The 21,580-nt window shown below is 68.2% G+C and carries 23 protein-coding genes and 1 pseudogene; 17 read left to right on the top strand and 7 right to left on the bottom strand.

Going from position 1 to position 21,580, the window contains the following annotated elements; translation table 11 throughout:
* Positions 1 to 22: 22 nt before the first annotated feature.
* From A6B37_RS13120 to A6B37_RS13100, 5 genes and pseudogenes are all read right to left on the bottom strand, one after another.
* Complete coding sequence (locus tag A6B37_RS13120; protein WP_102773384.1) at positions 23 to 958, bottom strand: 3-keto-5-aminohexanoate cleavage protein; 936 nt, start codon at positions 956 to 958, stop codon at positions 23 to 25.
* Positions 959 to 1,165: 207 nt separating this feature from the next.
* Positions 1,166 to 2,332 carry a PDDEXK nuclease domain-containing protein gene (locus A6B37_RS13115; protein ID WP_111826001.1) on the bottom strand — a complete coding sequence of 389 codons (1,167 nt, stop codon included), beginning with the start codon at positions 2,330 to 2,332 and terminating at the stop codon, positions 1,166 to 1,168.
* Positions 2,329 to 2,466 (bottom strand): annotated as a pseudogene (locus A6B37_RS13110) (integrase); the annotation flags it as partial. The gene A6B37_RS13115 and the pseudogene A6B37_RS13110, both read right to left, overlap by 4 nt.
* A gap of 83 nt (positions 2,467 to 2,549) precedes the next feature.
* Positions 2,550 to 2,831 carry a peptidylprolyl isomerase gene (locus tag A6B37_RS13105; protein WP_102773385.1) on the bottom strand — a complete coding sequence of 94 codons (282 nt, stop codon included), beginning with the start codon at positions 2,829 to 2,831 and terminating at the stop codon, positions 2,550 to 2,552.
* A 134-nt stretch (positions 2,832 to 2,965) separates the two neighbouring features.
* Positions 2,966 to 3,982: an amino acid ABC transporter substrate-binding protein gene (locus tag A6B37_RS13100; RefSeq protein WP_102773386.1), complete on the bottom strand. Its 1,017-nt coding sequence runs from the start codon at positions 3,980 to 3,982 to the stop codon at positions 2,966 to 2,968.
* A 184-nt stretch (positions 3,983 to 4,166) separates the two neighbouring features.
* Here A6B37_RS13100 and A6B37_RS13095 point away from each other — a divergent pair, with 184 nt between their 5' ends.
* Together A6B37_RS13095 and A6B37_RS13090 are read left to right on the top strand one after the other, a co-directional pair.
* Entirely contained in the window at positions 4,167 to 4,955 is a 789-nt protein-coding gene (locus tag A6B37_RS13095) for an AraC family transcriptional regulator (protein WP_246842492.1), read from the top strand.
* Positions 4,956 to 5,030: 75 nt separating this feature from the next.
* Positions 5,031 to 5,417 carry a cupin domain-containing protein gene (locus tag A6B37_RS13090; protein ID WP_111825999.1) on the top strand — a complete coding sequence of 129 codons (387 nt, stop codon included), beginning with the start codon at positions 5,031 to 5,033 and terminating at the stop codon, positions 5,415 to 5,417.
* Positions 5,418 to 5,445: 28 nt separating this feature from the next.
* Here the strand turns inward: A6B37_RS13090 and A6B37_RS13085 are convergent, their stop codons facing one another.
* Positions 5,446 to 6,063, bottom strand: coding sequence for an ATP-binding cassette domain-containing protein (locus A6B37_RS13085; protein ID WP_111825998.1), 618 nt, complete (start codon positions 6,061 to 6,063; stop codon positions 5,446 to 5,448).
* Between the two features lie 69 nt (positions 6,064 to 6,132).
* On the opposite strand from A6B37_RS13085, the gene A6B37_RS13080 reads away from it, so the two are divergent.
* The 11 genes from A6B37_RS13080 (at position 6,133) to A6B37_RS13030 (ending at position 17,993) form a co-directional block, all read left to right on the top strand.
* Positions 6,133 to 6,906, top strand: coding sequence for an aminoglycoside adenylyltransferase family protein (locus A6B37_RS13080; RefSeq protein ID WP_111825997.1), 774 nt, complete (start codon positions 6,133 to 6,135; stop codon positions 6,904 to 6,906).
* 116 nt (positions 6,907 to 7,022) lie between these two features.
* The gene (locus A6B37_RS13075) at positions 7,023 to 7,958 is read left to right on the top strand and encodes a LysR substrate-binding domain-containing protein (RefSeq protein ID WP_111825996.1); all 936 of its coding nucleotides are present in this window, start codon (positions 7,023 to 7,025) and stop codon (positions 7,956 to 7,958) included.
* A gap of 94 nt (positions 7,959 to 8,052) precedes the next feature.
* Positions 8,053 to 9,219, top strand: coding sequence for an acyl-CoA dehydrogenase family protein (locus A6B37_RS13070; RefSeq protein WP_102773394.1), 1,167 nt, complete (start codon positions 8,053 to 8,055; stop codon positions 9,217 to 9,219).
* A gap of 32 nt (positions 9,220 to 9,251) precedes the next feature.
* Positions 9,252 to 10,685: an aldehyde dehydrogenase family protein gene (locus A6B37_RS13065; protein ID WP_111825995.1), complete on the top strand. Its 1,434-nt coding sequence runs from the start codon at positions 9,252 to 9,254 to the stop codon at positions 10,683 to 10,685.
* A gap of 15 nt (positions 10,686 to 10,700) precedes the next feature.
* Positions 10,701 to 11,873 carry an ATP-grasp domain-containing protein gene (locus A6B37_RS13060; protein ID WP_111825994.1) on the top strand — a complete coding sequence of 391 codons (1,173 nt, stop codon included), beginning with the start codon at positions 10,701 to 10,703 and terminating at the stop codon, positions 11,871 to 11,873.
* Positions 11,863 to 12,750 (top strand): succinate--CoA ligase subunit alpha, encoded by an 888-nt coding sequence (locus tag A6B37_RS13055; protein ID WP_102773397.1) that lies wholly within the window; start codon positions 11,863 to 11,865, stop codon positions 12,748 to 12,750. The genes A6B37_RS13060 and A6B37_RS13055 overlap by 11 nt, the downstream gene beginning before the upstream one ends.
* 21 nt (positions 12,751 to 12,771) lie before the next feature.
* Positions 12,772 to 14,559 (top strand): thiamine pyrophosphate-binding protein, encoded by a 1,788-nt coding sequence (locus tag A6B37_RS13050; protein WP_102773398.1) that lies wholly within the window; start codon positions 12,772 to 12,774, stop codon positions 14,557 to 14,559.
* A gap of 112 nt (positions 14,560 to 14,671) precedes the next feature.
* On the top strand, positions 14,672 to 15,640 hold the full coding sequence (locus tag A6B37_RS13045; protein WP_168202191.1) for a tripartite tricarboxylate transporter substrate binding protein: 969 nt from the start codon (positions 14,672 to 14,674) through the stop codon (positions 15,638 to 15,640).
* 4 nt (positions 15,641 to 15,644) lie between these two features.
* Positions 15,645 to 16,718, top strand: coding sequence for an NAD-dependent epimerase/dehydratase family protein (locus A6B37_RS13040; protein ID WP_111825993.1), 1,074 nt, complete (start codon positions 15,645 to 15,647; stop codon positions 16,716 to 16,718).
* Positions 16,715 to 17,557 carry a sugar phosphate isomerase/epimerase family protein gene (locus A6B37_RS13035; protein ID WP_168202190.1) on the top strand — a complete coding sequence of 281 codons (843 nt, stop codon included), beginning with the start codon at positions 16,715 to 16,717 and terminating at the stop codon, positions 17,555 to 17,557. The genes A6B37_RS13040 and A6B37_RS13035 overlap by 4 nt, the downstream gene beginning before the upstream one ends.
* Positions 17,541 to 17,993: a carboxymuconolactone decarboxylase family protein gene (locus tag A6B37_RS13030; RefSeq protein ID WP_102773400.1), complete on the top strand. Its 453-nt coding sequence runs from the start codon at positions 17,541 to 17,543 to the stop codon at positions 17,991 to 17,993. Before A6B37_RS13035 ends, A6B37_RS13030 begins: the two co-directional genes overlap by 17 nt.
* Positions 17,994 to 18,009: 16 nt before the next feature.
* Here the strand turns inward: A6B37_RS13030 and A6B37_RS13025 are convergent, their stop codons facing one another.
* Positions 18,010 to 18,909, bottom strand: a complete 900-nt coding sequence (locus A6B37_RS13025) for a LysR family transcriptional regulator (RefSeq protein ID WP_111825991.1) — start codon at positions 18,907 to 18,909, stop codon at positions 18,010 to 18,012.
* Positions 18,910 to 19,019: 110 nt separating this feature from the next.
* Here A6B37_RS13025 and A6B37_RS13020 point away from each other — a divergent pair, with 110 nt between their 5' ends.
* Genes A6B37_RS13020 through A6B37_RS13005 form a run of 4 tightly spaced genes read left to right on the top strand, consistent with a single transcriptional unit; the run spans position 19,020 to position 21,575 of the window.
* The gene (locus A6B37_RS13020) at positions 19,020 to 19,793 is read left to right on the top strand and encodes an SDR family oxidoreductase (RefSeq protein ID WP_102773402.1); all 774 of its coding nucleotides are present in this window, start codon (positions 19,020 to 19,022) and stop codon (positions 19,791 to 19,793) included.
* 11 nt (positions 19,794 to 19,804) lie between these two features.
* Positions 19,805 to 20,074 (top strand): hypothetical protein, encoded by a 270-nt coding sequence (locus A6B37_RS13015; RefSeq protein WP_102773403.1) that lies wholly within the window; start codon positions 19,805 to 19,807, stop codon positions 20,072 to 20,074.
* Between the two features lie 3 nt (positions 20,075 to 20,077).
* The gene (locus tag A6B37_RS13010; protein ID WP_111825990.1) at positions 20,078 to 20,632 is read left to right on the top strand and encodes a DUF924 family protein; all 555 of its coding nucleotides are present in this window, start codon (positions 20,078 to 20,080) and stop codon (positions 20,630 to 20,632) included.
* A 43-nt stretch (positions 20,633 to 20,675) separates the two neighbouring features.
* A complete protein-coding gene (locus A6B37_RS13005) occupies positions 20,676 to 21,575 on the top strand; it encodes a LysR substrate-binding domain-containing protein (protein ID WP_111825989.1) in 900 nt (299 codons plus the stop codon).
* The last annotated feature ends 5 nt before the right edge of the window (positions 21,576 to 21,580 follow it).

The raw sequence follows: 21,580 nt of genomic DNA, 5'->3' as shown, positions 1-21,580 counted from the left end.
TGTCTCCTCGGGGTGTCGTTATTCAGAACGCGACGTTGTCGCGTCCTTTGAGCTGCAGCGTCTCACGCGCTTCGTCGGGCGTCGCCACTTGCAGCGACAGGTCCTCCAGAATCCGACGGATTCTTCGCACCTGGTCCGCGTTCGAACGCGCCAGCTCGCCCGGGCCGTCCCACAGGGAGTCCTCCAGCCCCACGCGCACGTTGCCGCCCATCGTTGCGGCCATGGTCGCCAGCGGCGTCTGCTTGCGGCCGGCGGCCAGCACCGACCAGATGTAGTCGCCGCCGAACAGGCGGTCGGCGGTGCGCTTCATCATCATCACGTCTTCGGGATGCGTGCCGATGCCGCCGCGTATGCCGAACACCGACTGGATCAGGAACGGCGGCTTGAGCAGCTTGCGGTCCACGAAATGCGCCGCCGTGTACAGATGGCCGATGTCGTAGCACTCGATCTCGAAGCGCGTGCCGTTGTCGCCGCAGGAGGTCAGGATGTGCTCGATGTCCTTGAACGTGTTCTTGAAGATCAGGTCGCTGCTGCCTTCGAGATAGGGGCGTTCCCAGGCGTGCTTGAATTCGCGGAACCGCTCCAGCAGCTCGTACATGCCGAAGTTCATGGAGCCCATGTTCAGCGACGCGACCTCGGGCTTGAACTGCAGCGCCGGTGCCATGCGGTCGGCCAGCGGCAGCACCGGCGAGCCGCCCGTGGTGATGTTGATCACCACGTCCGAGGCCTGCTTGATCCGCGGCAGGAACTGTGCGTAGAGCGCGGGGTCCTGGGTGGGCTGCCCGGTGTCGGGCCGGCGCGCATGCAGGTGCACGATGGCCGCGCCCGCGGCCGCGGCGTCCAGTGCGGAATGGGCGATCTCGTCGGGCGTGACGGGCAGGTGCGGCGACATCGACGGCGTATGGACCGAGCCGGTGATGGCGCAGGTGATGATGACCTTGTTCGGGGATTTTTTCATGGGTCCGGAGCGGTTCGGGGTTGTGGCTTTCCGGCGGTCTCCTTGCCGGGCTGATCCATTCTGTCGCGGGCCCGGGCCCCTGTCACCTGAACAGAAATAATCATTTGATAGGTTTTCCGGTGCTGCGCCGCGCCATCCCCCAGACGAAAAAGCCCCACGCCGCGCGATAGTCGTCGGTACCGCGAGCGCAAGTGACGTGACACCCGGTTATTTCGTGCGTCTTTTGGGGATCAGCGTTTCACGAGATTCGAGCAGACGCCGCGTGTTCTCCAGCTCTTTTTGCAGCAATTCAGCATCTGGCAGCACCGTCCGGTAGTTCGCCGCCATCACCTTGGTCGGCAAGCCATCCAACGCATATCGCGCCAGGGCATGGCCCTTGTCGGCGCACAGGATCAGGCCCACCGGCGGATTTTCATCCGGGTAGGCCCAATGCTCCTTGGCATAGTTGCAGTACATATGCATCTGCCCCACGTCGGCATGGGTCAGGCTGCCCAGCTTCAGGTCAATGATAATCAGGCAGCGCAGCTTGCGATGGAAGAACAGCAGATCTACGCGATACCAGGTCTGGTCGATACGCAGTCGGCGTTGCCGCCCAACGAAGGTGAAGCCTTCGCCCAGTTCCAGCAGAAAGTCTTCCAGCCGCTGGATCAAGGCTGCTTCCAGGTCAGATTCCGAATACTCGTCCTTGAGGTCGAGGAACTCCAGCACATAGGGGTCTTTGATCGCATCATTGGGCGTGATGGCATCCTCGGGCTTGGCCACTGCCCCCTTGACCAGCATCGCAGCCTTGTCTTTGGACAAGGCTGTCCGTTCGTAGAACTGGCTTCCAATCTGCCGGTCGAGTTGGCGCACGCTCCAGCCGCCGCGCAGTGCCTCTGCCTCGTAGAACTGGCGGGCATGGTCATCCTTGACCGACAACAGGCGGACATAGGCCGACCACGGCAGGGTGAAGACCTGGGCCAGTTCGGAGAGGTCGAATTTCAGAGACACTGTCTCGGAATTCTCTATGGGCAATCCGTCTCCAGATTTCCGAGACAGTGTCTCGGAAATTGTCTCAAGGGGGTAAGCGAAGAAGAAGCGCCGCATGTTCTCCAGGTTGTCCGGGCTGAAACCGCGCCCGAATCGGGCCGTCAGGTCGGCGGACAACCGCGCGATCAACTGCTCGCCGTAACCGGCCCGCCGCCTGCCTTTCTGCTCGGCCTCGACGATCCGACGGCCAATCTCCCAATAGCTGGCTGTCATCAGTGCGTTGACACTGCGCGCCGCCGCCTGGCGCGCCGCGTCCAGCAGCTTCACGATGCCACCTTGGATACCGGCATAGCCAGCCGGTAAGGCGGCGGGTTTCCGCGTTGCCGCAGGCGTCTTCCTTGTCATGCTCTTGCCTCCATAGAACGGGACGCCCCGGTACTCGCCAGCCGCCGACTCGCCGTCAGTTCGGCCGCATCCCGCACCGGCTTGTCCTCGGTATGAACATAGTGCATAAACATCGCCACGGTCTTGTGACCTGTGTGCTACTGGAGTCATCGTGAAAAAAAAACCGCCGCCGGAAACCCGGCGGCGGCTTGCGTATCTACTGCGGACCGGCTGCGGCTCAGTCGTTGCGGCTGGTCACTTCCACGAGGTGGTAGCCGAACTGGGTCTTGACCGGACCCTGGACCACGCCGACCGGGGCGCTGAACACCACGGTGTCGAATTCCTTGACCATCTGGCCCGGGCCGAAGGTGCCCAGGTTGCCGCCGTCGCGGCTGGACGGGCAGCTGGAGTTTTCCTTGGCCAGCTGGGCGAAGTCGGCGCCGTTCTCGATGGCGGTCTTGAGTTCGTTGGCCTTGGCCTCGGTGGAGACCAGGATGTGACGGGCGGAGGCTTGTGCCATGTTGAGCTCCTTGCTGACTCGTTTTTTGGGAGGGGGAGAGTAACGCATTCAGCGGACGGGCGCTGTAACCCTAGGGTAACTCGCCAGGGCCCGCGCGCCCGCCACGAATACGTATCCCTTCAATACAGCCCCCGTCAGCGCACCGGCCAGCCGTACATCAGCCCGCCGTCCCGGTACGAGGCGTTCAGGCCGCGCGGCAGCTTCAGCGGGCTGCTCGGTCCCAGGTTCTTCTCGAAGCTCTCGCCATAGTTGCCGATGGTCTTGATGACGTTGTAGGCCCACTTGTCGTCCACGCCCAGGTGCTTGCCCATGCCCGGCGTCACGCCCAGCAGGCGCTGCACGTTGGGATTGGTGCTCTTGAGCATGTCGTCCACGTTCTTGGAGGTGATGCCGTATTCTTCCGCTTCCAGCATGGCGTTCAGGGTCCAGCGCACCACGTTGAACCACTGCTCGTCGCCCTGGCGCACCATGGGGCCGAGCGGCTCCTTGGAGAAGTTCTCCGGCAGGATGTCGTACTTTTCCGGGTTCTCCAGATTGCTGCGCGCGGCCGCCAGCTGCGACTTGTCGCCGGTGAATGCGTCGCAGCGGCCCACTGCGAAGGCGCGGATGATCTCGTCCAGGCGTTCGACCACCACCGGCTTGAACACGATGTTCTGGGAGCGGAACCAGTCGGCCAGGTTCAGCTCCGTGGTGGTGCCGGGCTGCACGCAGACCGTGGCGCCGTCGAGCTCCTTGGCGCTTTTCACGTTCAGCGACTTGTTCACCATGATGCCCTGGCTGTCGTAGTAGTTCACGCCCACGCCGATCAGGCCCAGCGTGGTGTCGCGCGTCAGCGAGAGCGTGGTGTTGCGCGGCAGCACGTCGACTTCGCCCGACTGCAGCGCGGTGAATCGCTGCAGCGCGCTGACGGCCATGATCTTGGCCTTGGAGGCGTCGCCGAACATGGTGACGGCCAGCGCGCGGCACAGGTCCACGTCCAGGCCGATCCAGCCGCCCTTGCTGTCGTTCACCGAAAAGCCCGCCACGCCGGTGGACACGCCGCACTGGACGAAGCCCTTGCTCTTGACGCTGTCGAAGGTCGCGCCGGCATGGGCGGCCCACGACGAGAGGAACAGGGCGGAGCCCGCCGCGATCAGTTTCAGTGCTTTCATGATGTCTCCGCGCAAAGAAATACCGCCGGGCGGCGGCTTAGCGTGCGCGCAATGGTAGCCAGCGGCCCGGGGTGGGAATATCAGGGAATTCCCGTTAAATTCGCAGATCGGAATTTTCCCGTCGCCGAACATGAAAAAGCCAGAGGATCGCGCAGGCGGCCCGGCGGCGTCCGGGCGCGACTGGATGCAGCGCGCCCCGGGCGCGCGCAAGGTCGAGCGCATCGAAGCCTATTTCGGCGGGCATGGCTACGACATGCACCGCCATGACACCTATGCCATCGGCCGCACCCTGGCCGGGGTGCAGAGCTTTCACTACCGCAGCGGCATGGCGCACAGCCTGCCCGGCGGCACCATCGTCCTGCACCCCGACGAGCCGCACGACGGGCAGGCCGGCACCGAAGAGGGCTTTCGCTACCGCATGGCCTATATCGAGCCGGCGCTGATCCAGGAAGTTTTGGGCGGCAGGCCGCTGCCCTTCATCGCCGGCGGCCTGTCGTCCGACCCGCGCCTGTACGCGGCTTCCGACGCGCTGCTGCGCTCGCTGGACTGCCCCGACCCGTTGGAAGAGGACGACGCGATCTACGAACTGGCCAGCGCGCTGGACGCCGCGGCCGGCGCGCGGCGCGGACGGCGGGCGGTGGACTATCGCGCCGCCGAATTGGCGCGGACCTATCTGCTGGACCGGCTGGCGCATCCCGTCACGCTGGACGAACTGGAACAGGCCAGCGGGCGGGACCGCTGGAGCCTGTCGCGCGACTTCCGGGCGCTATACGGCACCAGCCCCTACCGCTACCTGACGATGCGGCGGCTGGAGCTGGCGCGCCGCCTGGCCGCCGCCGGCCAGCCGCTGGCCCAGGCCGCCGTCTGGGCCGGTTTCACCGACCAGAGCCACATGACCCGGCATTTCCGCCAGGCCTATGGTATGGCGCCGGGCCGCTGGTTGCGCGGGCTGCGCGGCCGGCGGCCCGCCTGAGCCTGCACGATCGTACAAGACCGCAGCCGCGCCGGCCGGCACACTGCCGTATCCCGCAAACACCAGGAGCCGATCATGCAAGCATCCCAGGCGCAGCGTCCCGCGCAATCCATCAACTTCGAGCAGAAACTCGCGCTCATCGCCGACCGCTGGCAGCCGCGCGTCGTCGCGGAGATGAACGACTACCAGTTCAAGCTGGTCAGGATCGAAGGCGAATTCATCATGCACGCGCATCCCGACACCGACGAAACCTTCATCGTGCTGCACGGCCAGCTGCGCATCGACTTCCGCGATGGCCACGTGCTGGTCAATCCGGGCGAAATGTACGTCGTGCCCAAGGGCGTGGAACACAAACCCTATGCGCGCGAAGAAGTGCGGATGCTGCTGATCGAGCCGCGCGGCGTGGCCAACACCGGCGACCAGGGCGGCGAACGGACCGCGCCGAACGACGTCTGGATCTGAGCGGCGCCGGCCGCCGAAACGCAACGAGCTACGCGCGCAGCGCCGCGATCTCCAGCGGGCGTGCCCCGCAGGCCTGCACCAGTTCCTCATCGTGGCTGGCGAACAGCACCACGCGGTCGCGCGACCAGATCCTGAACTGCTCGGCCAGCGCCGACCGGGCCTGGGCGTCCAGCCCGTTGCTGGGTCCGTCGGCGACGACCACGGCGGGATCGCCCAGCGCGGCCGCGGCCAGGTAGACCTTGCGGCGCGAGCCGGTCGACATCTGCTCGAAACGCTTGTCCAGATGCGGCTCCAGCCCCAGCCGGCAGGCCAGGTCCAGCGCCCCGGCATCGACCGCCACCCGCTTGCCGGCGGCGACCCGTTCGAGCAGCTCGCGCCCGGTCATCTCGGGAAACGCGAGGCAATTGTCGGGCGCGAAGGCCAGCCGGGCGCGGGCCGCTTCGGGCGAACCCGACAGCGAATGCCCGTCGATCCAGACCTCTCCGCCGTCGGGCGCGATGACGCCGGCGATGATGTTCAGCAAGCTGGACTTGCCGGTGTTGTCTTCTTCGCACAGCGCGTAGCAGCCAGGCCCGAACGTATAAGTCAGGCCCTGGAACACGGAATAGTCGCCGTAGCGTTTGCTGAGATTGTCGATGCGTAGCATGCCGCAAGTGTACGCACGAACGCGGCGCGCAGCCACAACCGGCCTGCGCGCCCGCGCTAACATCGGCCCATGAGCGCGACTCCCGACATTCCCCGCCAGGCCGGTCAGGCCCTGGCCGTCCTGCAACGCCGTCTCGGCCCCGCGCTGCTGGCCGTATACCTGCACGGCTCCGCGCGCGGCGGCGGCCTGCGGCCGCAAAGCGACGTAGACCTGCTGGCCGTGACCGACGGGCCGCTGGCCACCGACGCGCGCGGCCCGCTCACGCGCGACCTGATGGCGCTGTCGGCCTATCCGGCGCGCTCCGAATCGATGAGGCCGCTGGAAATCCTGGTATTCGACCGGCACGATCTCGACCCGCTGCCGTATCCGGCGCGCAGCGAATTCGTGTACGGCGAATGGCTGCGGCCCGGGTTCGAGGCCGGCGGCGTGCCGCTGCCGCTCGCGGACCCCGAACTCACCATCGTCCTGGCCCAGGCGCGCCAGACCGCGCTGCCGCTTTTCGGTCCCGCGCCGCGGCAGCTGCTTCCCGAGGTGCCGCAACACGACCTGCGGCGCGCCATGGCCGACGCGCTGCCGGCGCTCATGGCCGGGCTCGAAGGCGACGAGCGCAACGTGCTGCTGACCCTGGCCCGCATGTGGCGCACGGCGGTCAGCGGCGACATCGTCGCCAAGGACGCGGCCGCCGCCTGGGCCGCCGACCGCCTGCCGACGCAAACCGCGCAGGTGCTGGCGCTGGCGCGCGCCGCTTATCTGGATGGCGCGGAAACGGACTGGACCGCGCGCCGCCGGCAGGTCGGCGAAGCCGCGCGCGTGTTGCGCGCGCGGGTGGAATCAGCCTTGTGAGGCGGGGCGGCGGCGTCGGTACAGACCTTGATTGACAATCGCAGGGGGGCCATTGAAACTGTGCGCTTCCCGGGCCTCGCGGGCCTCAATGCTCTGGCTTGCAGCAGATCGACGCAATGGCGCGCAGCATTCCCCCCTTGAATCCCTTGCTTGCCTTCGAGGCCGCCGCCCGGCATGGCAGCTTCGCGCGCGCCGCGGCCGAACTCTCCGTCACGCCCACCGCCATCAGCCGCCAGGTGAAGATGCTGGAGAACTATTTCGGCACCGAATTCTTCGACCGCGAGCCGGGCGGCGTGCAGTTGACGCCGGAAGCGCGCGAGTATGCCGCGCACCTGTCGCGGGCGTTTCGCCAGATCGCGACGGCGACCGACGATTTCCGCGCCAATCACGCTTCCAGCATCCTGACGATCAGCGGCTACACCACGTTCCTGGTCAAGTGGCTCGTCCCCAAGCTGCCGGCCTTCCAGAAGCGCTTTCCGCACATCAAGGTGCGGCTGGTCACCAGTTCGGCCGCCGGCGCGGCGCGCACCGACGCCGATATCGCCATCCTGTATGGCGAGAACGACTGGCCGGGCCTGCAGGCGATGCTGTTGTTCAACGATGAGCTGGTGCCCGTGGGCAGCCCGGCCCTGCTGGCCGAGCAGCCTGCCGGCCGCGCGCAGGGCGGAGCATCGCCGGCCGACATCGCGCAGCGGGTCGCCGCCATGCCCTTGCTGCAGCTCGAAGCGCGCCGCAACGACTGGCTGGACTGGTTCGAACTGGCCAAAGTGGCGCCGCCCAAGAACGGTTTCCAGTCTTTCGAGGACCTGGGCGTGGTGCTGGAATCGGCGCGCAGCGGCCTGGGCGTGGCGCTGGTGCAGCGCGCATACGTGGAAGAGAACCTGGCGCACGGAGACCTGGCGATCGCGGCGCCCATCACGCTGCGGCGCAGCCGTGGCTACTATGCGCTGGCGGGCCAGGGCAGCGCCGCCAAATCCAAAGTGAAGTCTTTCTTCGACTGGCTCGCCGCGTACCAGGCAAGGCCGGCGGACGAACCGGACGGCGCGCCCTAACCAAAAGTCAGCCTGCGGCCGAGATATTGTCGTTTGAGGCGCCTGTGGCGCGCAGATAGACTTTCCTCACACTTTCACCGATGAGGAAGGCAGCGTGGATCTCCAATTGAACGAACAACGCAGGCTGATGCTCGCCTCGGTGCGCGAGCTGGCGCAGCAGGAATTCAAGCCTCGCGGGCTGGAGTACCTGGACGGGACTTTTCCCTGGGAGAACATCCGTCAGCTGGCCGATATCGGCGTATTGGGCATGGCGGTGCCCGAGGAATACGGCGGGCTGGGCCTGCCGGTGTTCGACACCGCGCTGATCCTGGAAGAGATTTCCAAGGTCTGCTATGTGACGGCGATGGCCGCGCTGGGCGAGGCCGGCGTTCAGACCCGCGTGATTTCCACCTATGCCCCGCGCGAGATCCGCGAGCGGATACTGCCCAAGGTCTGCAGCGGGGAATGCATCCTGGCCATCTGCATGACCGAGCCCCATGCCGGCACGGACGTGGCCAACTATCGGACCAACGTCGTCGTCAAGGATGACCGCCTGATCTTGAACGGAACCAAGACGCTCATCAGCCGGGCGCCGGAAGCCGGCATGTTCGTGGTGTTCACCCGCGTCAACGGCCAGCCAGGCCGCGAAGGCATAGGCTGTGTGCTGGTCGAGCCCAGCACCCCCGGCTTTGCGGTGACCGGCACCTATCACACCATGGGCGGCGAGAACCTGCACGAGGTCCAGTTCAACGATTGCGAGCTGCCGCTGGAAAACCTGGTGATCCGGGAAGACGGCTTTCGCAAGCTGCTGACGGCCTTCAACACGCAGCGCTGCCTGAACCCCAGCATTTCGCTGGGGCTGGCCGAAGGCGCGTTCGACGAGGCGGTGAAATACACGAAGGGCCGCACGATCTTCGGCAAGCCCATCGCCGATTCCCAAGGCGTGCGCTGGAAGCTGGCGGACATGTACCGCAATATCGAGGCGGCGCGCGGCATGCTGTACAAGGCCTGTCTTTCGGCCAATCCGTTTCCCGATCCCTTCCTCAGCGCCACGGCCAAGATCACCTGCAACGAGACCGCGATCAACGTCACCAGCGACGCGGTGCAGCTGCACGGCGGCTACGGCTTTACCGACGAATACCTGGTTTCGCGGCTGTTTCGCGGCGCCAGATACGGCACGCTGGGCGGCGGCGCGAGCGAGACCCTCAAGGACCTCATCGCCAAGCGCATTCTCAAGGACGGGGATTCGCCCGATGGCATCCTGTCCTTGATAGGCGTGTAGCCCCATCCGAAACCAAGCAGCCCAGGCGTCCCATGCTCAATCCGACTCTGCCGCAGGTGGCTTCTCTCTTCATCGACAATCAATGGATTTCATCCGATGTGTCGAAGCCGGCGTTCAATCCGTTCAACGGCGAATCGATCGGCCGCGTGTTCGAGTGCTCGCCCGAGCTGCTCGACCTGGCCCTGGCCGCGGCCAGGCGGGGCGCGGAACTGGCGGCCGCCATGCCGGCGCGCGAAAGAGCCGGCAAACTGCACCGGGCGGCGGACAACGTGCGCGCCCATGCGCAGGAGCTGGCGCTGGTGATGGCCGTGGAGACCGGCAAGCCGGTGCGCGACGGCCGCACCGAGGTGCTGCGCAGCGCCGACACCCTGGACCTGGCCGCGCAGGAAGGCCTGCGCATCGAAGGCCGGCACATACCGATGGACAGCAGCGCGATCGGGGCCGGCAAGCTGGGCGTGAGCCTGCGGTTTCCGGTGGGCGTGGTGGCCGCCATCACGCCGTTCAACGCGCCGGTGAACCTGACCGCCCACAAGCTGGGCCCGGCCTGGGCGGCGGGCAATTCGGTCATCCTCAAGCCTTCGGCGCAGGCCGCGCTGACGCTGCAGAAGTACGTCGAAATCCTGCTCGAAGGCGGCATTCCGCCCGAATGGCTGCAACTGGTGCAGGGCGACCAGGCCGCGGCGGCGTTGGTGCGCGCGCCGCAGGTCGACTTCATCTCCTTTACCGGATCGAGCGGCGTGGGCGAGCTCATCAAGGCAGGCAGCGGCCTGAAGCGGGTCGCGCTGGAGCTCGGCGGCGTCGGCCATACCATCGTCGCGCAGGACGCCGTGCTGGAAGAGTGCGCGCCGGTGTGCGCGATCAACGGCATGCGCCTGGCCGGGCAAAGCTGCATATCGGTACAGAACGTATGCGTGCACCGCTCCCTCTATGACGGCTTCCTGGAACGGATCGCCGCCTCGGTCGGCGCGCTGAAGACGGGTAATCCGCTGGACGAAGCCACCGATGTCGGTCCCGTGATTTCCGAGCATTCCGCCGCGCGCATCCTGACGCTGGTGGACGAAGCCCGCCGCGACGGCGCGCAGCGGGTTTGCGGCGGCGCGCGGGCCGGAGCGCTGGTGCAGCCCACGCTGCTGGCCGGCGTGCCGGCCGATGCGCGCGTCGTGCGGCAGGAAGTGTTCGGGCCGGTGGTCAACGTGATGCCTTACGACGATATCGAGGCGGTGTTCCGCCAGATAAACGCCGGTCCGTTCGGCCTGCAGGCCGGTATTTTCACGCAGTCCATCGGGCTTGCGATGACGGCGGTGCGCAGGCTGCGCATGGGCGGGGTCATCGTCAACGGCTCGTCGACCTGGCGTTCGGACCAGGCGCCCTATGGCGGCGTCAAGGACAGCGGCATGGGCCGCGAAGGCCCGAAGTTCGCCATCCGCGAGATGACCGAAGAGCGGTTCGTCGTATTCAACGCATGAAAACCGGAGACACCTATGTTGTTGCTTGAGGTCGATGGCAAGGCGCTGCTGGCGCGGGCAGGCATTGCCGTGCCGGCCGGCGTGCTGGACGAAGGCGGCCTCGCGCCGGACCTGCCCGGCGCGGGGCCGTGGATCGCCAAGGCCCAGGTCCCTGTGGGCGGGCGCGGCAAGGCCGGCGGCGTCTTGCCGGTGGCGTCGGCCGGCGATCTGCCGCCGGTGCGCGCCGCCTTGCTCGGCAAGCGGATCAAGGGCTTCGAGACTCCCGAGATCCTGATCGAGCAGGCGTGCGCGGGCGAGGAACATTATCTTGCGCTCATGCTGGACGCGGCGGCCGGCGGCGCCCGCTTGATCTATTCGCCGTTCGGCGGAATCGACATCGAATCGCGGCAGGCCGGCGCCGACGGCTACAACGCCGTGACGCCGCTGGAGGCGCCGGCCTTGGCGCGCGCCGTGCACGAGATGGCCGCGACGGCTCCGGCCAGCCACCGCGCCGCGATTCTGGCGGCCGGCCTGGCGCTGGCCGAGCTGTTCCTGGCCAGGCAGCTGCTGCTCGCCGAGATCAACCCGCTGTTCGCGCTGCCCGACGGCAGCGTGCTGGCCGGCGACGCCAAGGTCGTCATCGACATGAACACCCTGGCGCAGCAGCCCGAGATCGTGGCGCTGCTGCGCGCCCGGCAACACCGTTATCCGGACGGCTGGCGCAAGCACTCGGAGGACTTCGATTTCGTCGAGATCGATCCCGCCGGGCAGATCGGCCTGGTGACCACCGGGGCCGGGCTTTCCATGATGTTGATAGATGAAATGGTGCGGCGCGGACTGGCGCCCTACAACTTCTGCGACGTCCGCACGGGGCAGATGCGCGGCAGCCCCGAACGCCTGCTGCGCATTTTCGACTGGCTGCGGGCGGCGGGCAGCGTGCGCGTGCTGCTGGTCAACGTATTCGCGGGCATCACCGACCTGGCCGAGTTCACGCAATTGCTCGTGACTGCGCTGAGGGCGCGCCCGGACTGGCGCGTGCCGATAGTCGCCCGGCTGGTGGGCAACGGCGAAGCGGCCGCGCGGCGCATCATCGACGCCAACCCGGATCTCGCGCTGTGCTTCGAGCCCGACCTCGAACGCGCGCTGGACCAGGTGCAGGTCCTGTTGGCCCGGCAGGCCGCCGCCAAGGAGAGCGCTCATGCTGTTTGACATGGATCGCAGGACGCCGGTCATCGTGCAGGGCATCACGGGCCGCATGGGCCGGATGCATGCCGACCTGATGCGCCGATACGGCACGAACATCGTTGGCGGCACGGGTTCCGTCGAGAAGGGCGAGGAAGACGCCCTGCCGGTCTCGCAGCGCTGCGCCGAGATCGTCGAAAGAACCGGGGCCCAGGCAAGCATCGCCATCGTGCCGCCCGCCGCGGTGCCGGCCGCGGTGCAGGAGGCGGTGGCGGCCGGCATCAAACTGATCGTGACGGTCGCCGAAGGCATCCCCGTGCACGAAGCCGTCAGGCTGAGGGCGCTGACGCGCGATGCCGGCGTGACGTGGATCGGCCCTTCGACGCCGGGCCTGTGCGTGCCGGGCGAGATAAAGCTGGGATTCCTGCCGGACGCCGCGCTGGCGCCGGGATGCTTCGGCGTCATGTCCAAGAGCGGCACGCTGTCGTACGAGGTGGGACGGCGCATGCGGGAAAAGGGGCTGGGCCAGAGCCTGTGGATAGGCGTCGGCGGCGATCCCGTGAAGGGCACGCGTTTCGGCGATCTGGCCCAGGGGCTGCTGCATCACGGCAAGACGCAAGCCATCGTGCTCATCGGCGAAATCGGCGGCAACGAGGAAGAGGAGTTCGCCGGCGTCTGGCAGGCGCTGGGCGGCGGCAAGCCGGTGTACGCGCTGATTGCCGGCGCCCAGGCCAAGGAAGGCATTCCCATGGGACACGCCGGCGCCCTGGTGATGGGCCAGAGCGGGTCCCTGGAGTCCAAGCGGGCCAGCCTGCAGCAGGCCGGCGCCCAGGTGTTCGACACCATACAGGCGATGCTGGACGCGATGGCGCGGGATTTCGCGCCGGCCGCCAGCCGCCTCTAGAAAACCAGAGGGGAGGATGGAATGAGTCAGTTGAAAGGGTCGGAGATCATCGTCGAGCACCTGATCGCCGAGCGGGTTCCTTATCTGTTCGGCCTGTGCGGCCACGGCATCATCGGGCTGATGGACGCCGCGTACGATCGCCGCGACCGCATCGGGACCGTTTCGGTCCACAACGAGCAGATCGCCGGCTTCGCGGCCGACGCGTTCTATCGGGTCAGCGGCCAGCCCGCCGCGACGTTCACTTCCTGCGGACCGGGCTCCATCAACATCCAGATGGCGATCGCCAATGCGATGTTCGATTCCTCGGCCGTGTACGCCATCACCGGCAATATTCCCACGCAGCAGTTCAACAAGGCGCCGTTCCAGGAACTGGGCCATCACTACCAGGCCGACTTCGTCACGGCCATGCGCCCATACGTCAAGCGCAGCTACCAGGCGACGCGCGCCGACATGCTGCCCGCCCTGATGCAGCAGTCCTACACCGAGATGATGTCGGGCCGCCGCGGGCCGGTGCATCTGGACGTTCCGTTCAACGTCTTCGACGAAACCGCGATCGCCCAGCCGGGCCGCGCCTCCTGGCGCGCGGGCGTGGACTGCCGCAGCGCGGCGCCGGCCGATGGCGTGGCGCGCGCGCTGAGCCTGCTGCGCGGCGCGCGCCGCCCGCTGATACTCGCGGGCCACGGCGCGCTGATTGGCGGCGCGGCTGCCGTGCTGGCCGAAGTGGCCCGGACCCTGCAGATCCCGGTGGCCACGACGCCGCAGGGCAAGGGAATCCTGGACGAGAACGAACCCTTGTACCTGGGGCCCACGGGCCGCGATGGCGGCTACCCCGGAAACCGCGCGGCGCGCGGCTGCGACGTGCTGCTGGCGCTGGGGACCCGCTTCGGCGACCGCGGCACGAGCAGCTGGATAGAAGGCGTGACCCACAGCGCGTCGACCCGCATCATCCACGTGGATCTCGACCCCGCCGCGCTGGCGCGCAATTTCGATACGGAGCTGGGGCTGGTCGCCGACGCCGCGACGTTCCTTGCGCAACTGCTGGAAGCGGCGCGCGCCGATGCGCAGGGCGGCAAAGCGCGCTACGGCGAATGGATAGCCGCCACCGGCCAATGGAAGGCCTCGTGGCGCGAGGCGCTGGAAGAAGGGCGCAGCAGCGGCCAGGTGCCGATCCATCCCGGCCGGGTGGTGCGCGAGCTGGCGCGCGCCGTGCCCGAAGACGCGATCGTGCTTTCGGACATAGGCCAGCATCACAGCTGGATGGTGCAGCAGTGGCCGGTGCACGGGCAGGGCCGGTTCCTGCAGTCGGGCGGCTCGGCCACCATGGGGTTCGGCGTGGGCGGGGCCATCGGCGCGCAGTTCGCCGCGCCGCAGCGGCCGGTCGTCGCGGTGGTCGGCGACGGCGGCATGCTGATGCACGCCAGCGCGGTGGCGACCGCGGTGGAGTATCGCCTGCCCATCGTATGGCTGGTGTGGAACAACTGCGGCTATGTCTCCATCCGCGACTTGCAGCGGGGCTTCTACAACGGGCGCGAGTTCGGCACGCGGTTTCGCGATGCCGGCATGGAAGGCGAACTCAAGAGCACCGACTTCGCCATGCTGGCGCGCAGCATGGGCGCGCAGGGGTTCCTGGTCGAACGGCCCGGCGACCTGGCGGCGCAGCTGCAGGCGGCCCTGGCCTGCGGAGGGCCGGCGGTGCTGGACGTGCGCGTCGACGCGGATTCCAGGCGCCATACGGCCGGCGCGTGGCACATGCCGCCGCTGGGCGGCGTCGCGCCCAGCTTCGACCCCGATCCCATGAATCCCGGCTGAGGCGGCGTATCCCGTATCCACCCACATCCGGGCGCAGACCCGGCGGGCAGTTCACCAACGATGCCGTCGCCACCGGCGCGCGCGTCGTTCGCACACCAGAAAGGAGACAGCCGTGGGTATCACCAGAAGACAATTCGTGCAGGGACTGGCGCTGACCGCCTGCGCATCCAGAGTGTCCTTTGCCGCGTTTCCGGAGCGGCCCGTCACCATCGTGGTGCCGCTGGCCGCCGGAGGCGTGACCGACATCGTCGCCCGCTACGTGGCGAACCAGCTGGGGCAGGTCTGGAAAGCGCCCATCGTCGTGGAGAACCGTCCCGGCGCGGGCGGCAGCGTGGGCGCGGAATACGTGGCCAAGGCCAGGCCCGATGGCTACACCCTGGTCATGGGCACGGTCAGTTCGCACGCCATCAACGCATCGCTCTATCAGGGCTTGCGCTACGACAACATCCGCGACTTCGACCCGGTTTCGCTGGTCGCGTCCGGGCCCAACCTGCTGGTGGTCCATCCCAGCGTGCCGGTCTCCACGCTGGCCGAATTGATCGCCTACCTGAAGGCGAATCCCGGCCGGCTCAGCTATGGCTCGGCGGGCGTGGGGACCTCCACGCACGTGCTGGCCGAGCTGTTCAAGATGAAGACCGGAACCGAAATGACCCACGTGCCCTACAAGGGCAGCAGCGCCATGATGACCGACCTGGTCGCCGGCCGCGTGCAACTGGCCTTCGACAACATGCCTACCGCGCTGGCGCAGGTGCGTTCCGGCACCCTGAAGCCCATCGCCGTCAGTTCGGCCGACCGCTGGGCCGAAGAGCCCGGCATACCCACCATGTCCGAAACCGTGCCGGGCCTGGTGGCGACGTCGTGGCAAGGCCTGTTCGCGCCCGCCGGAACGCCGCCGCAGACGCTCGACGCCTACGCCGCCGCGCTCCAGAAGATACTCAGCGCGCAGGCCACGACCGCGCGGTTTCGCGACCTGGGCACCAACGCGGCCAGCCTGTCCCGCGGCGAGTTCGCCAAGTACGTGCAAAGCGAGACGCTGCGATGGGCCGAGGTGGTGAAGGCTTCCGGCGCCAGGGCGGGCTGACGCCATGAAGACGGCTTTGATCGTGGGCGGTTCGGGGCTGGTGGGCGGGCATCTGCGGCAACGCCTGTTGCGCGACGGGGACTGGCGCGTGATCTCGACCCAGCGCCGCCTGCCGGCATCGCCGCAGCCCGGCGTCACGCCGCTGGCGCTGGACGTCTGCGACGCGGCTTCGGTCGCGGCGCTGGCGGACCTGCGCGAGGTGACCCACGTGTTCTTCCTGGCCAGGGTGTGGCAGGACGGCTATGTGATCGGGCGCGAGCAGAACGTGGCGGCGCTGGCGCGCGTGCTGGACGCCATCCAGGACTGGCCTTCGCTGCGGCACGTGCAGCTGGTGCACGGCCTGAAGTGGTACGGCTCGGTGGACGGGCCTTTTCCGACCCCGGCCCGCGAGAGCGATCCGCGGCCGGACAAGCCGCATTTCTATTACGAACAGCGCGATCTGCTGGCGCAGCGCCAGCGCGGGCGGGCCTGGGGTTGGGCGACCCTGCGGCCGCATTGCGTGACGGGCCTGGCGGTGGGCAGCCCCAGCAACCTCATGCTGGGCATCGGCGTCTACGCCGCCGCGATGCAGGCTTCGGGGCGGCGCGCGCTGCCCTTTCCGGCCAGCCGCGAGGCCAGCATGGCGCGCATCGATTGCACCGATGCCGGCCTGCTGAGCGACGCGATGGTCTGGGCCGCGACCACGCCGGCGGCCCAGGGCTGCGACTTCAACGTCGCCAACGGCGATACGTTTTCCTGGGAGAGCGTCTGGCCCGCCATCGCCGCATGCTTCGGCATGACGGCCGGGCCGCCCGAACCGCTCAGGCTGGCGCAGCGGATGCCGGAATTCCAGCCGGCCTGGGCCCGGCTCGCGCAATCGCAGCAGCTTGCGCAGCCGGACATCGTCAAGCTGGTGGACTGGAACTTCATGGACGCCACCCTGGCGCTGCAGTGGGACCAGACCATGTCCCTGGAAAAACTGCGCGGCCACGGTTTCGTCGAGCGGGTCGATACCCGTGCGAAGATGCTGGAAATACTGCGGGACTACCGCCGGCTGCGCGTGCTGCCGGCCGGACCCGGGGAGGGCGCAACGGCATGAACCGGCTCGCATTCACCACGGCCACGCTGGCGGGCAGTTTTGCTGACAAGGCCGTGGCCATCCGGCAGGCGGGCTTCGAGGCCACCGAGCTGTGGGCCAGGGATTTGTTCGACCACCTGGAAGGTCCGGAGGTGGCCTTGCGCGTGCTGCGCGACCAGGGCCTGGCCGTGTCGGCCTTTCAAGCCATCCGCAATCTCGAAGGCTACCGCGGGCCGGTCCGCCAGCTGAAGTTCGACATCGCCTGCCGCATGATGGACCTCGCTTGCCTGGCGGGCAGCCCCATCGTGACGCTGGCCGCCAATGTCGACGCGCAAGCCTCCGGCGATCGCGGCAGGCTGGCGGACGACCTGGGGCAGGCGGCGGAATTGGCGGCGCAGCGCGGGCTGCGCCTGGCCTACGAGCCCATCTGCTGGGCGCCGCACGTGTCGTCCTGGCGGCAGGCGCTGGCGCTGATCGCGGCCGTGGACCACGGCGCGCTGGGATTGCAGCTGGACGTTTTCCATCCGCTTATCCAGGGCGAGATCCCCGACGTGTTCGAGATTCCGTTGGACAAGCTGTTTCTGGTCGAGATCAGCGACTTCGTCGCCGGCGGCATGACGCCGCGCGAAGTCAGCCGGGGCCATCGCCTGTTTCCGGGCGAAGGAAGCGCGCCGTTGGAACCGGTGCTGCGGGGACTGGCGGCGCGCGGATATGCCGGCGACATCGCCGTCGAAGTTTTCAATGCCGAATACGGCGCGCAGCCGCCGGCGGCAGTCGCCGCGCGCGGCTGGCGCTGCGTGAACCAACTATTGGACAGGACGGCGCAACGCCGGAGGAACCGCAATGAAATCCGATTTTGACCCGACCGGCTGCGCGGCGCGCCGCGCCGTCCTGGGCGACGAGCACGTGGAAACGCTGGCCACCCGGATGAGCGAACTCGACCGCGCGTGGAATATGTACGTGACCAACGCCAGCTGGGCGGGGACCTGGTCGCGCGGCGTTATCGACCGCCCCACGCTCAGCCTGATCAGCCTGGGCATGCTTGCGGGCGCCGGCCAGATGGAGGAATTCGAGCGCCACGTGCGCAACGCGCTGCTGCGCACCGGCGTACCGCTGGCGCAACTGCGCGAAGTGCTGCTGCATATCGGCCATTACTGCGGCATTCCCACGGGCGCGGCGTGCTTCGCCATCGTGCGCCGGGTGCTGCGGGAAGAGGGTATTTCCGTCGACGAGGCGGATCTTTGCGACGTGACGGAGGTCTACCGCACGGCCGGCGCCAGCGCCGAGCGCTTCTGAAACGCGGCGCGCCCGGCTACGCCAGGCAAGGCGCCAGCACCTGCGCCAGCCATCCGTTGAACGCGCGCACGCGGCGCGACAGATGGCGCCGGTGCGGGTAGACGATCTGCACCGGCATGGCCGGCGCCGCCCAGCCGGGCAGGACTTCCACCAGCTCGCCGGCTTCGAGATGCTCGCGCACGTCGAAGGCGGGGATCTGGATCAGGCCCAGGCCGGCCAGGCAGCAGGCGATATAGGTTTCGGCGTTGTTGGCCGAGACCTGGGCGCGCATGGTCAGCGTCTGCAGCCTGCCATGCTCCTCCCATTCCCAGGCGGCGGCGCGGCCGTAGTTCGGCGTGGCGTAATTGACCGCCAGGTGCCGCGGCAGGTCGGCGGGGGTGCGCGGCACGCCGTGGCGCGCCAGGTAGGCGGGGCTGGCGCAATTGATCAGCCGGAACGTGCCCAGCGGCTGCGCCACCAGGCTGCTGGAGGGCAGCTCGCCCACGCGCAGCGCGCAGTCTATGCCTTCATGCACCAGATCGATGGCCCGGTCGCTGGAACCCAGGTCCAGCTCGATGCCCGGGTGCTGCTCGAAAAACGTCGGCAGCGCCGGCGCCACCTGGCGGCGCGCGATGCGGCTGGGCAGGTCCACCCGCAGGCGGCCGCTCAGGGCCTGGGCCTGCGGCCGGAAGCGCTGTTCCAGTTCCTCGGTGTCGGCCACCAGCGCGACGGCGCGCTCCAGCAGGGCCTCGCCGTCCTGCGTCAGGCCGACTCGGCGCGTGGTGCGGTTGAACAGCCGCGTGCCCAGCCTGGCCTCCAGCTGCTGGATCGCCAGCGATACCGTGGGCCGGGGCAGGCCGAGCTGGTCGGCGGCCAGGGTGAACCCGCCGCTGTCGGCGACCCGGATGAAGATGCGGAGCTGGTCGATGCGGTCCATGGGCGTGATTGGTAATGAATCCTGGATAGTGTAGACATAACTACCGTATTTATTGGGATAAATCCAGCGAATAAAGTGGCTGCACTCCCTCACCACGACAAGGAAATCCCATGTCCAAGCACAGCATCCAAGGCAAAGTGGTCCTGATCGCCGGCGGCGCCAAGAACCTGGGCGGCCTGATCGCCCGCGACCTGGCCGCGCAGGGCGCCAAGGCCATCGCCATCCACTACAACAGCGCCGCGAGCAAGGCCGAGGCCGACGCCACCGTGGCGGCGGTGGAACAGGCCGGCGCCAAGGCCGTGGCGCTGCAGGGCGACCTGACCTCGGCCGGCGCGATGGAAAAGCTGTTCGCCGACGCCGTGGCCGCGGTGGGCCGTCCGGACATCGCCATCAACACGGTCGGCAAGGTGCTCAAGAAGCCGTTCTCGGAGATCTCCGAGGCCGAGTACGACGAGATGGCGGCGGTCAACGGCAAGTCGGCCTTTTTCTTCCTGAAAGAGGCGGGCAAGCACGTCAACGACGGCGGCAAGATCTGCACGCTGGTGACTTCGCTGCTGGGCGCGTTCACGCCGTTCTATTCGGCCTACGCGGGCACCAAGGCCCCGGTCGAACACTTCACGCGCGCGGCGGCCAAGGAATTCGGCGCGCGCGGCATTTCGGTCACCGCGGTCGGCCCCGGCCCGATGGACACGCCGTTCTTCTACGGCCAGGAAGGCGCCGACGCGGTGGCCTATCACCAGTCGGCCGCGGCGCTGTCGCCCTTCAGCAAGACCGGCCTGACCGACATCGAGGACGTGGTGCCCTTCATCCGCCACCTGGTCAGCGACGGCTGGTGGATCACCGGCCAGACCATCCTGATCAACGGCGGCTACACGACCAAGTAAGGAGAGCGTCCATGCACATGGCAGCGGTCATCCTGGGCGGCGTAGCGCTGCTTGCCGTCTTCGTGCTGTTCGGCTGGCTCTGGGGCGCCAGCGCCGCCGGGATGGCGCTGGCCGCCAAGGCCTTCGTGCCGGCCTGGCTGGCGGTGGCGCTGGTCAACATGTGGGTGGGCGTGGCGCACGCCGGCTATAGCGTGCGCCAGGAGCTGCCCATCCTGCTGATCGTGTTCGCGGTGCCCGCCGCGCTGGCCGTCGCCGCGGCGTGGCAGTTGTCGCGGGGCTGAACCATGACAGACGCCGACAGCCGGCGAATCCGCGATGTGGTGGATTTCTGGCGCGAAGCAGGGCGCGCGGGCCACTGGTTCGACAAGAATCCCGAATTCGACCGGACCTTCCGCGCGCGTTTCCTGGACCTGCACCTGGCCGCCGCGCGCGGCCAATGCGAACACTGGAGCCGCGACGCCCACGGCTCGCTGGCGCTGCTGATCCTGCTGGACCAGTTCCCGCGCAATGCGTTTCGCGGCACCGCCCACATGTACGCCACCGACGGCCTGGCGCTGCGCGTCGCGCGCCAGGCCATCGCCCGCGGGCACATGGAACAGGCCGAGCCGGCCCTGCAGCTGTTCTTCTGCCTGCCGTTCGCGCATTCGGAAAACCTGGCCGACCAGGAACTGTCGGTCGATCTCAACGCCCGGCTGGGCGCGGCCGCCCGGTCCCATGCGGAAGGACACCGCGAGATCATCCGGCGCTTCGGCAAGTTTCCCCACCGCAACCCGCTGCTGCTGCGCGAAACCACCGCGCCCGAGCGCGCCTTTCTGGCCGCCGGAGGCTTTGCCGGCTAGTTTTCTATAAAATCGGGCCGCCTGACTCTCAACGGCCCACACCATGAATCCAGCCCGCTTCGACCTGGTCACGCTGGCCCTGTTCGTCGCCGTGGCGCGCCAGGGCAGCATCTCGGCCGGCGCGCGCCAGTCGCACCTGGCGGTGGGCGCGGCCAGCAAGCGCATTTCCGACCTGGAAAACGCCCTTGGCACGCCGCTGCTGTACCGCACCGCGGCCGGCGTCGAACTGACCGACGCCGGCCAGACCTGCCTGGCGCACGCGCAGCGCGTGCTGCAGGAAGTCGAGCAGATGGCCGGCGTGCTGTCCGACTTCGCCCAGGGCGTGCGCGGCCAGGTACGAATCGCCGCCAACACCTCCTCGCTGACCCAGTTCCTGCCCGAAGACCTGGCCGCCTTCATGCAGCGCCATCCGGCCGTGCGCATCCAGCTCGAAGAGCAGAACAGCAGCGACATCGTCACCGCCGTGGCCGAGAACCGCGCCGACGTCGGCATCTTCGCCGACCGCACGCCCGCCGCCGGCCTGACCACCGTGCCGTACCGGCTGGACGAACTCGTCCTCATCACGCCGCCGCGCCACCCGCTGGCCGCGCACGCCCAGGTGGCGTTCGCCGACACCCTGGACTACGACTACGTCGGGCTGCCGCCGGCCACCTCGCTGGCCACCCGCCTGGCCGACGAAAGCGCGCGCCTCGAAAAAACCATCCGCCTGCGCATCCAGGTGCGCAGCTTCGACGCCATCTGCCGCATGGTGGCGGCCACTGGCGGCATCGGTATCCTGCCGCGCATCGCCGCCGAACCGCATGCGCGCTCCATGCAGCTGCAACTCATCGCGCTGACCGACGAATGGTCGCGCCGCCGCCTGCTGCTGGGCGTGCGCGACCCGGACAGCCTGCCCGTGGCCGCGCGCCTGCTGGTCGCCAGCCTGGCCCGGCAGACGGGCTGAGGCCG

The sequence above is a fragment of the Achromobacter sp. HZ01 genome (assembly GCF_003267925.1).
Taxonomy (GTDB): domain Bacteria; phylum Pseudomonadota; class Gammaproteobacteria; order Burkholderiales; family Burkholderiaceae_B; genus Achromobacter; species Achromobacter pulmonis_A.
The sequence above is the reverse complement of the archived record's forward strand: the minus strand, read 5'-3'. Positions and strand labels throughout refer to the sequence as shown.

What these genes read in the sequence shown, in the direction of transcription:
- A6B37_RS13025 (WP_111825991.1), bottom strand. Translation starts at nt 18,909, where the DNA reads ATGGACCGCATCGACCAGCTCCGCATCTTCATCCGGGTCGCCGACAGC.
- A6B37_RS13075 (WP_111825996.1), top strand. Translation starts at nt 7,023, where the DNA reads ATGGCGCGCAGCATTCCCCCCTTGAATCCCTTGCTTGCCTTCGAGGCC.
- A6B37_RS13105 (WP_102773385.1), bottom strand. Translation starts at nt 2,831, where the DNA reads ATGGCACAAGCCTCCGCCCGTCACATCCTGGTCTCCACCGAGGCCAAG.
- A6B37_RS13120 (WP_102773384.1), bottom strand. Translation starts at nt 958, where the DNA reads ATGAAAAAATCCCCGAACAAGGTCATCATCACCTGCGCCATCACCGGC.
- A6B37_RS13065 (WP_111825995.1), top strand. Translation starts at nt 9,252, where the DNA reads ATGCTCAATCCGACTCTGCCGCAGGTGGCTTCTCTCTTCATCGACAAT.
- A6B37_RS13040 (WP_111825993.1), top strand. Translation starts at nt 15,645, where the DNA reads ATGAAGACGGCTTTGATCGTGGGCGGTTCGGGGCTGGTGGGCGGGCAT.
- A6B37_RS13030 (WP_102773400.1), top strand. Translation starts at nt 17,541, where the DNA reads ATGAAATCCGATTTTGACCCGACCGGCTGCGCGGCGCGCCGCGCCGTC.
- A6B37_RS13010 (WP_111825990.1), top strand. Translation starts at nt 20,078, where the DNA reads ATGACAGACGCCGACAGCCGGCGAATCCGCGATGTGGTGGATTTCTGG.
- A6B37_RS13100 (WP_102773386.1), bottom strand. Translation starts at nt 3,982, where the DNA reads ATGAAAGCACTGAAACTGATCGCGGCGGGCTCCGCCCTGTTCCTCTCG.
- A6B37_RS13085 (WP_111825998.1), bottom strand. Translation starts at nt 6,063, where the DNA reads ATGCTACGCATCGACAATCTCAGCAAACGCTACGGCGACTATTCCGTG.
- A6B37_RS13020 (WP_102773402.1), top strand. Translation starts at nt 19,020, where the DNA reads ATGTCCAAGCACAGCATCCAAGGCAAAGTGGTCCTGATCGCCGGCGGC.
- A6B37_RS13035 (WP_168202190.1), top strand. Translation starts at nt 16,715, where the DNA reads ATGAACCGGCTCGCATTCACCACGGCCACGCTGGCGGGCAGTTTTGCT.
- A6B37_RS13095 (WP_246842492.1), top strand. Translation starts at nt 4,167, where the DNA reads ATGCAGCGCGCCCCGGGCGCGCGCAAGGTCGAGCGCATCGAAGCCTAT.
- A6B37_RS13055 (WP_102773397.1), top strand. Translation starts at nt 11,863, where the DNA reads ATGCTGTTTGACATGGATCGCAGGACGCCGGTCATCGTGCAGGGCATC.
- A6B37_RS13005 (WP_111825989.1), top strand. Translation starts at nt 20,676, where the DNA reads ATGAATCCAGCCCGCTTCGACCTGGTCACGCTGGCCCTGTTCGTCGCC.
- A6B37_RS13115 (WP_111826001.1), bottom strand. Translation starts at nt 2,332, where the DNA reads ATGACAAGGAAGACGCCTGCGGCAACGCGGAAACCCGCCGCCTTACCG.
- A6B37_RS13015 (WP_102773403.1), top strand. Translation starts at nt 19,805, where the DNA reads ATGCACATGGCAGCGGTCATCCTGGGCGGCGTAGCGCTGCTTGCCGTC.
- A6B37_RS13090 (WP_111825999.1), top strand. Translation starts at nt 5,031, where the DNA reads ATGCAAGCATCCCAGGCGCAGCGTCCCGCGCAATCCATCAACTTCGAG.
- A6B37_RS13060 (WP_111825994.1), top strand. Translation starts at nt 10,701, where the DNA reads ATGTTGTTGCTTGAGGTCGATGGCAAGGCGCTGCTGGCGCGGGCAGGC.
- A6B37_RS13080 (WP_111825997.1), top strand. Translation starts at nt 6,133, where the DNA reads ATGAGCGCGACTCCCGACATTCCCCGCCAGGCCGGTCAGGCCCTGGCC.
- A6B37_RS13050 (WP_102773398.1), top strand. Translation starts at nt 12,772, where the DNA reads ATGAGTCAGTTGAAAGGGTCGGAGATCATCGTCGAGCACCTGATCGCC.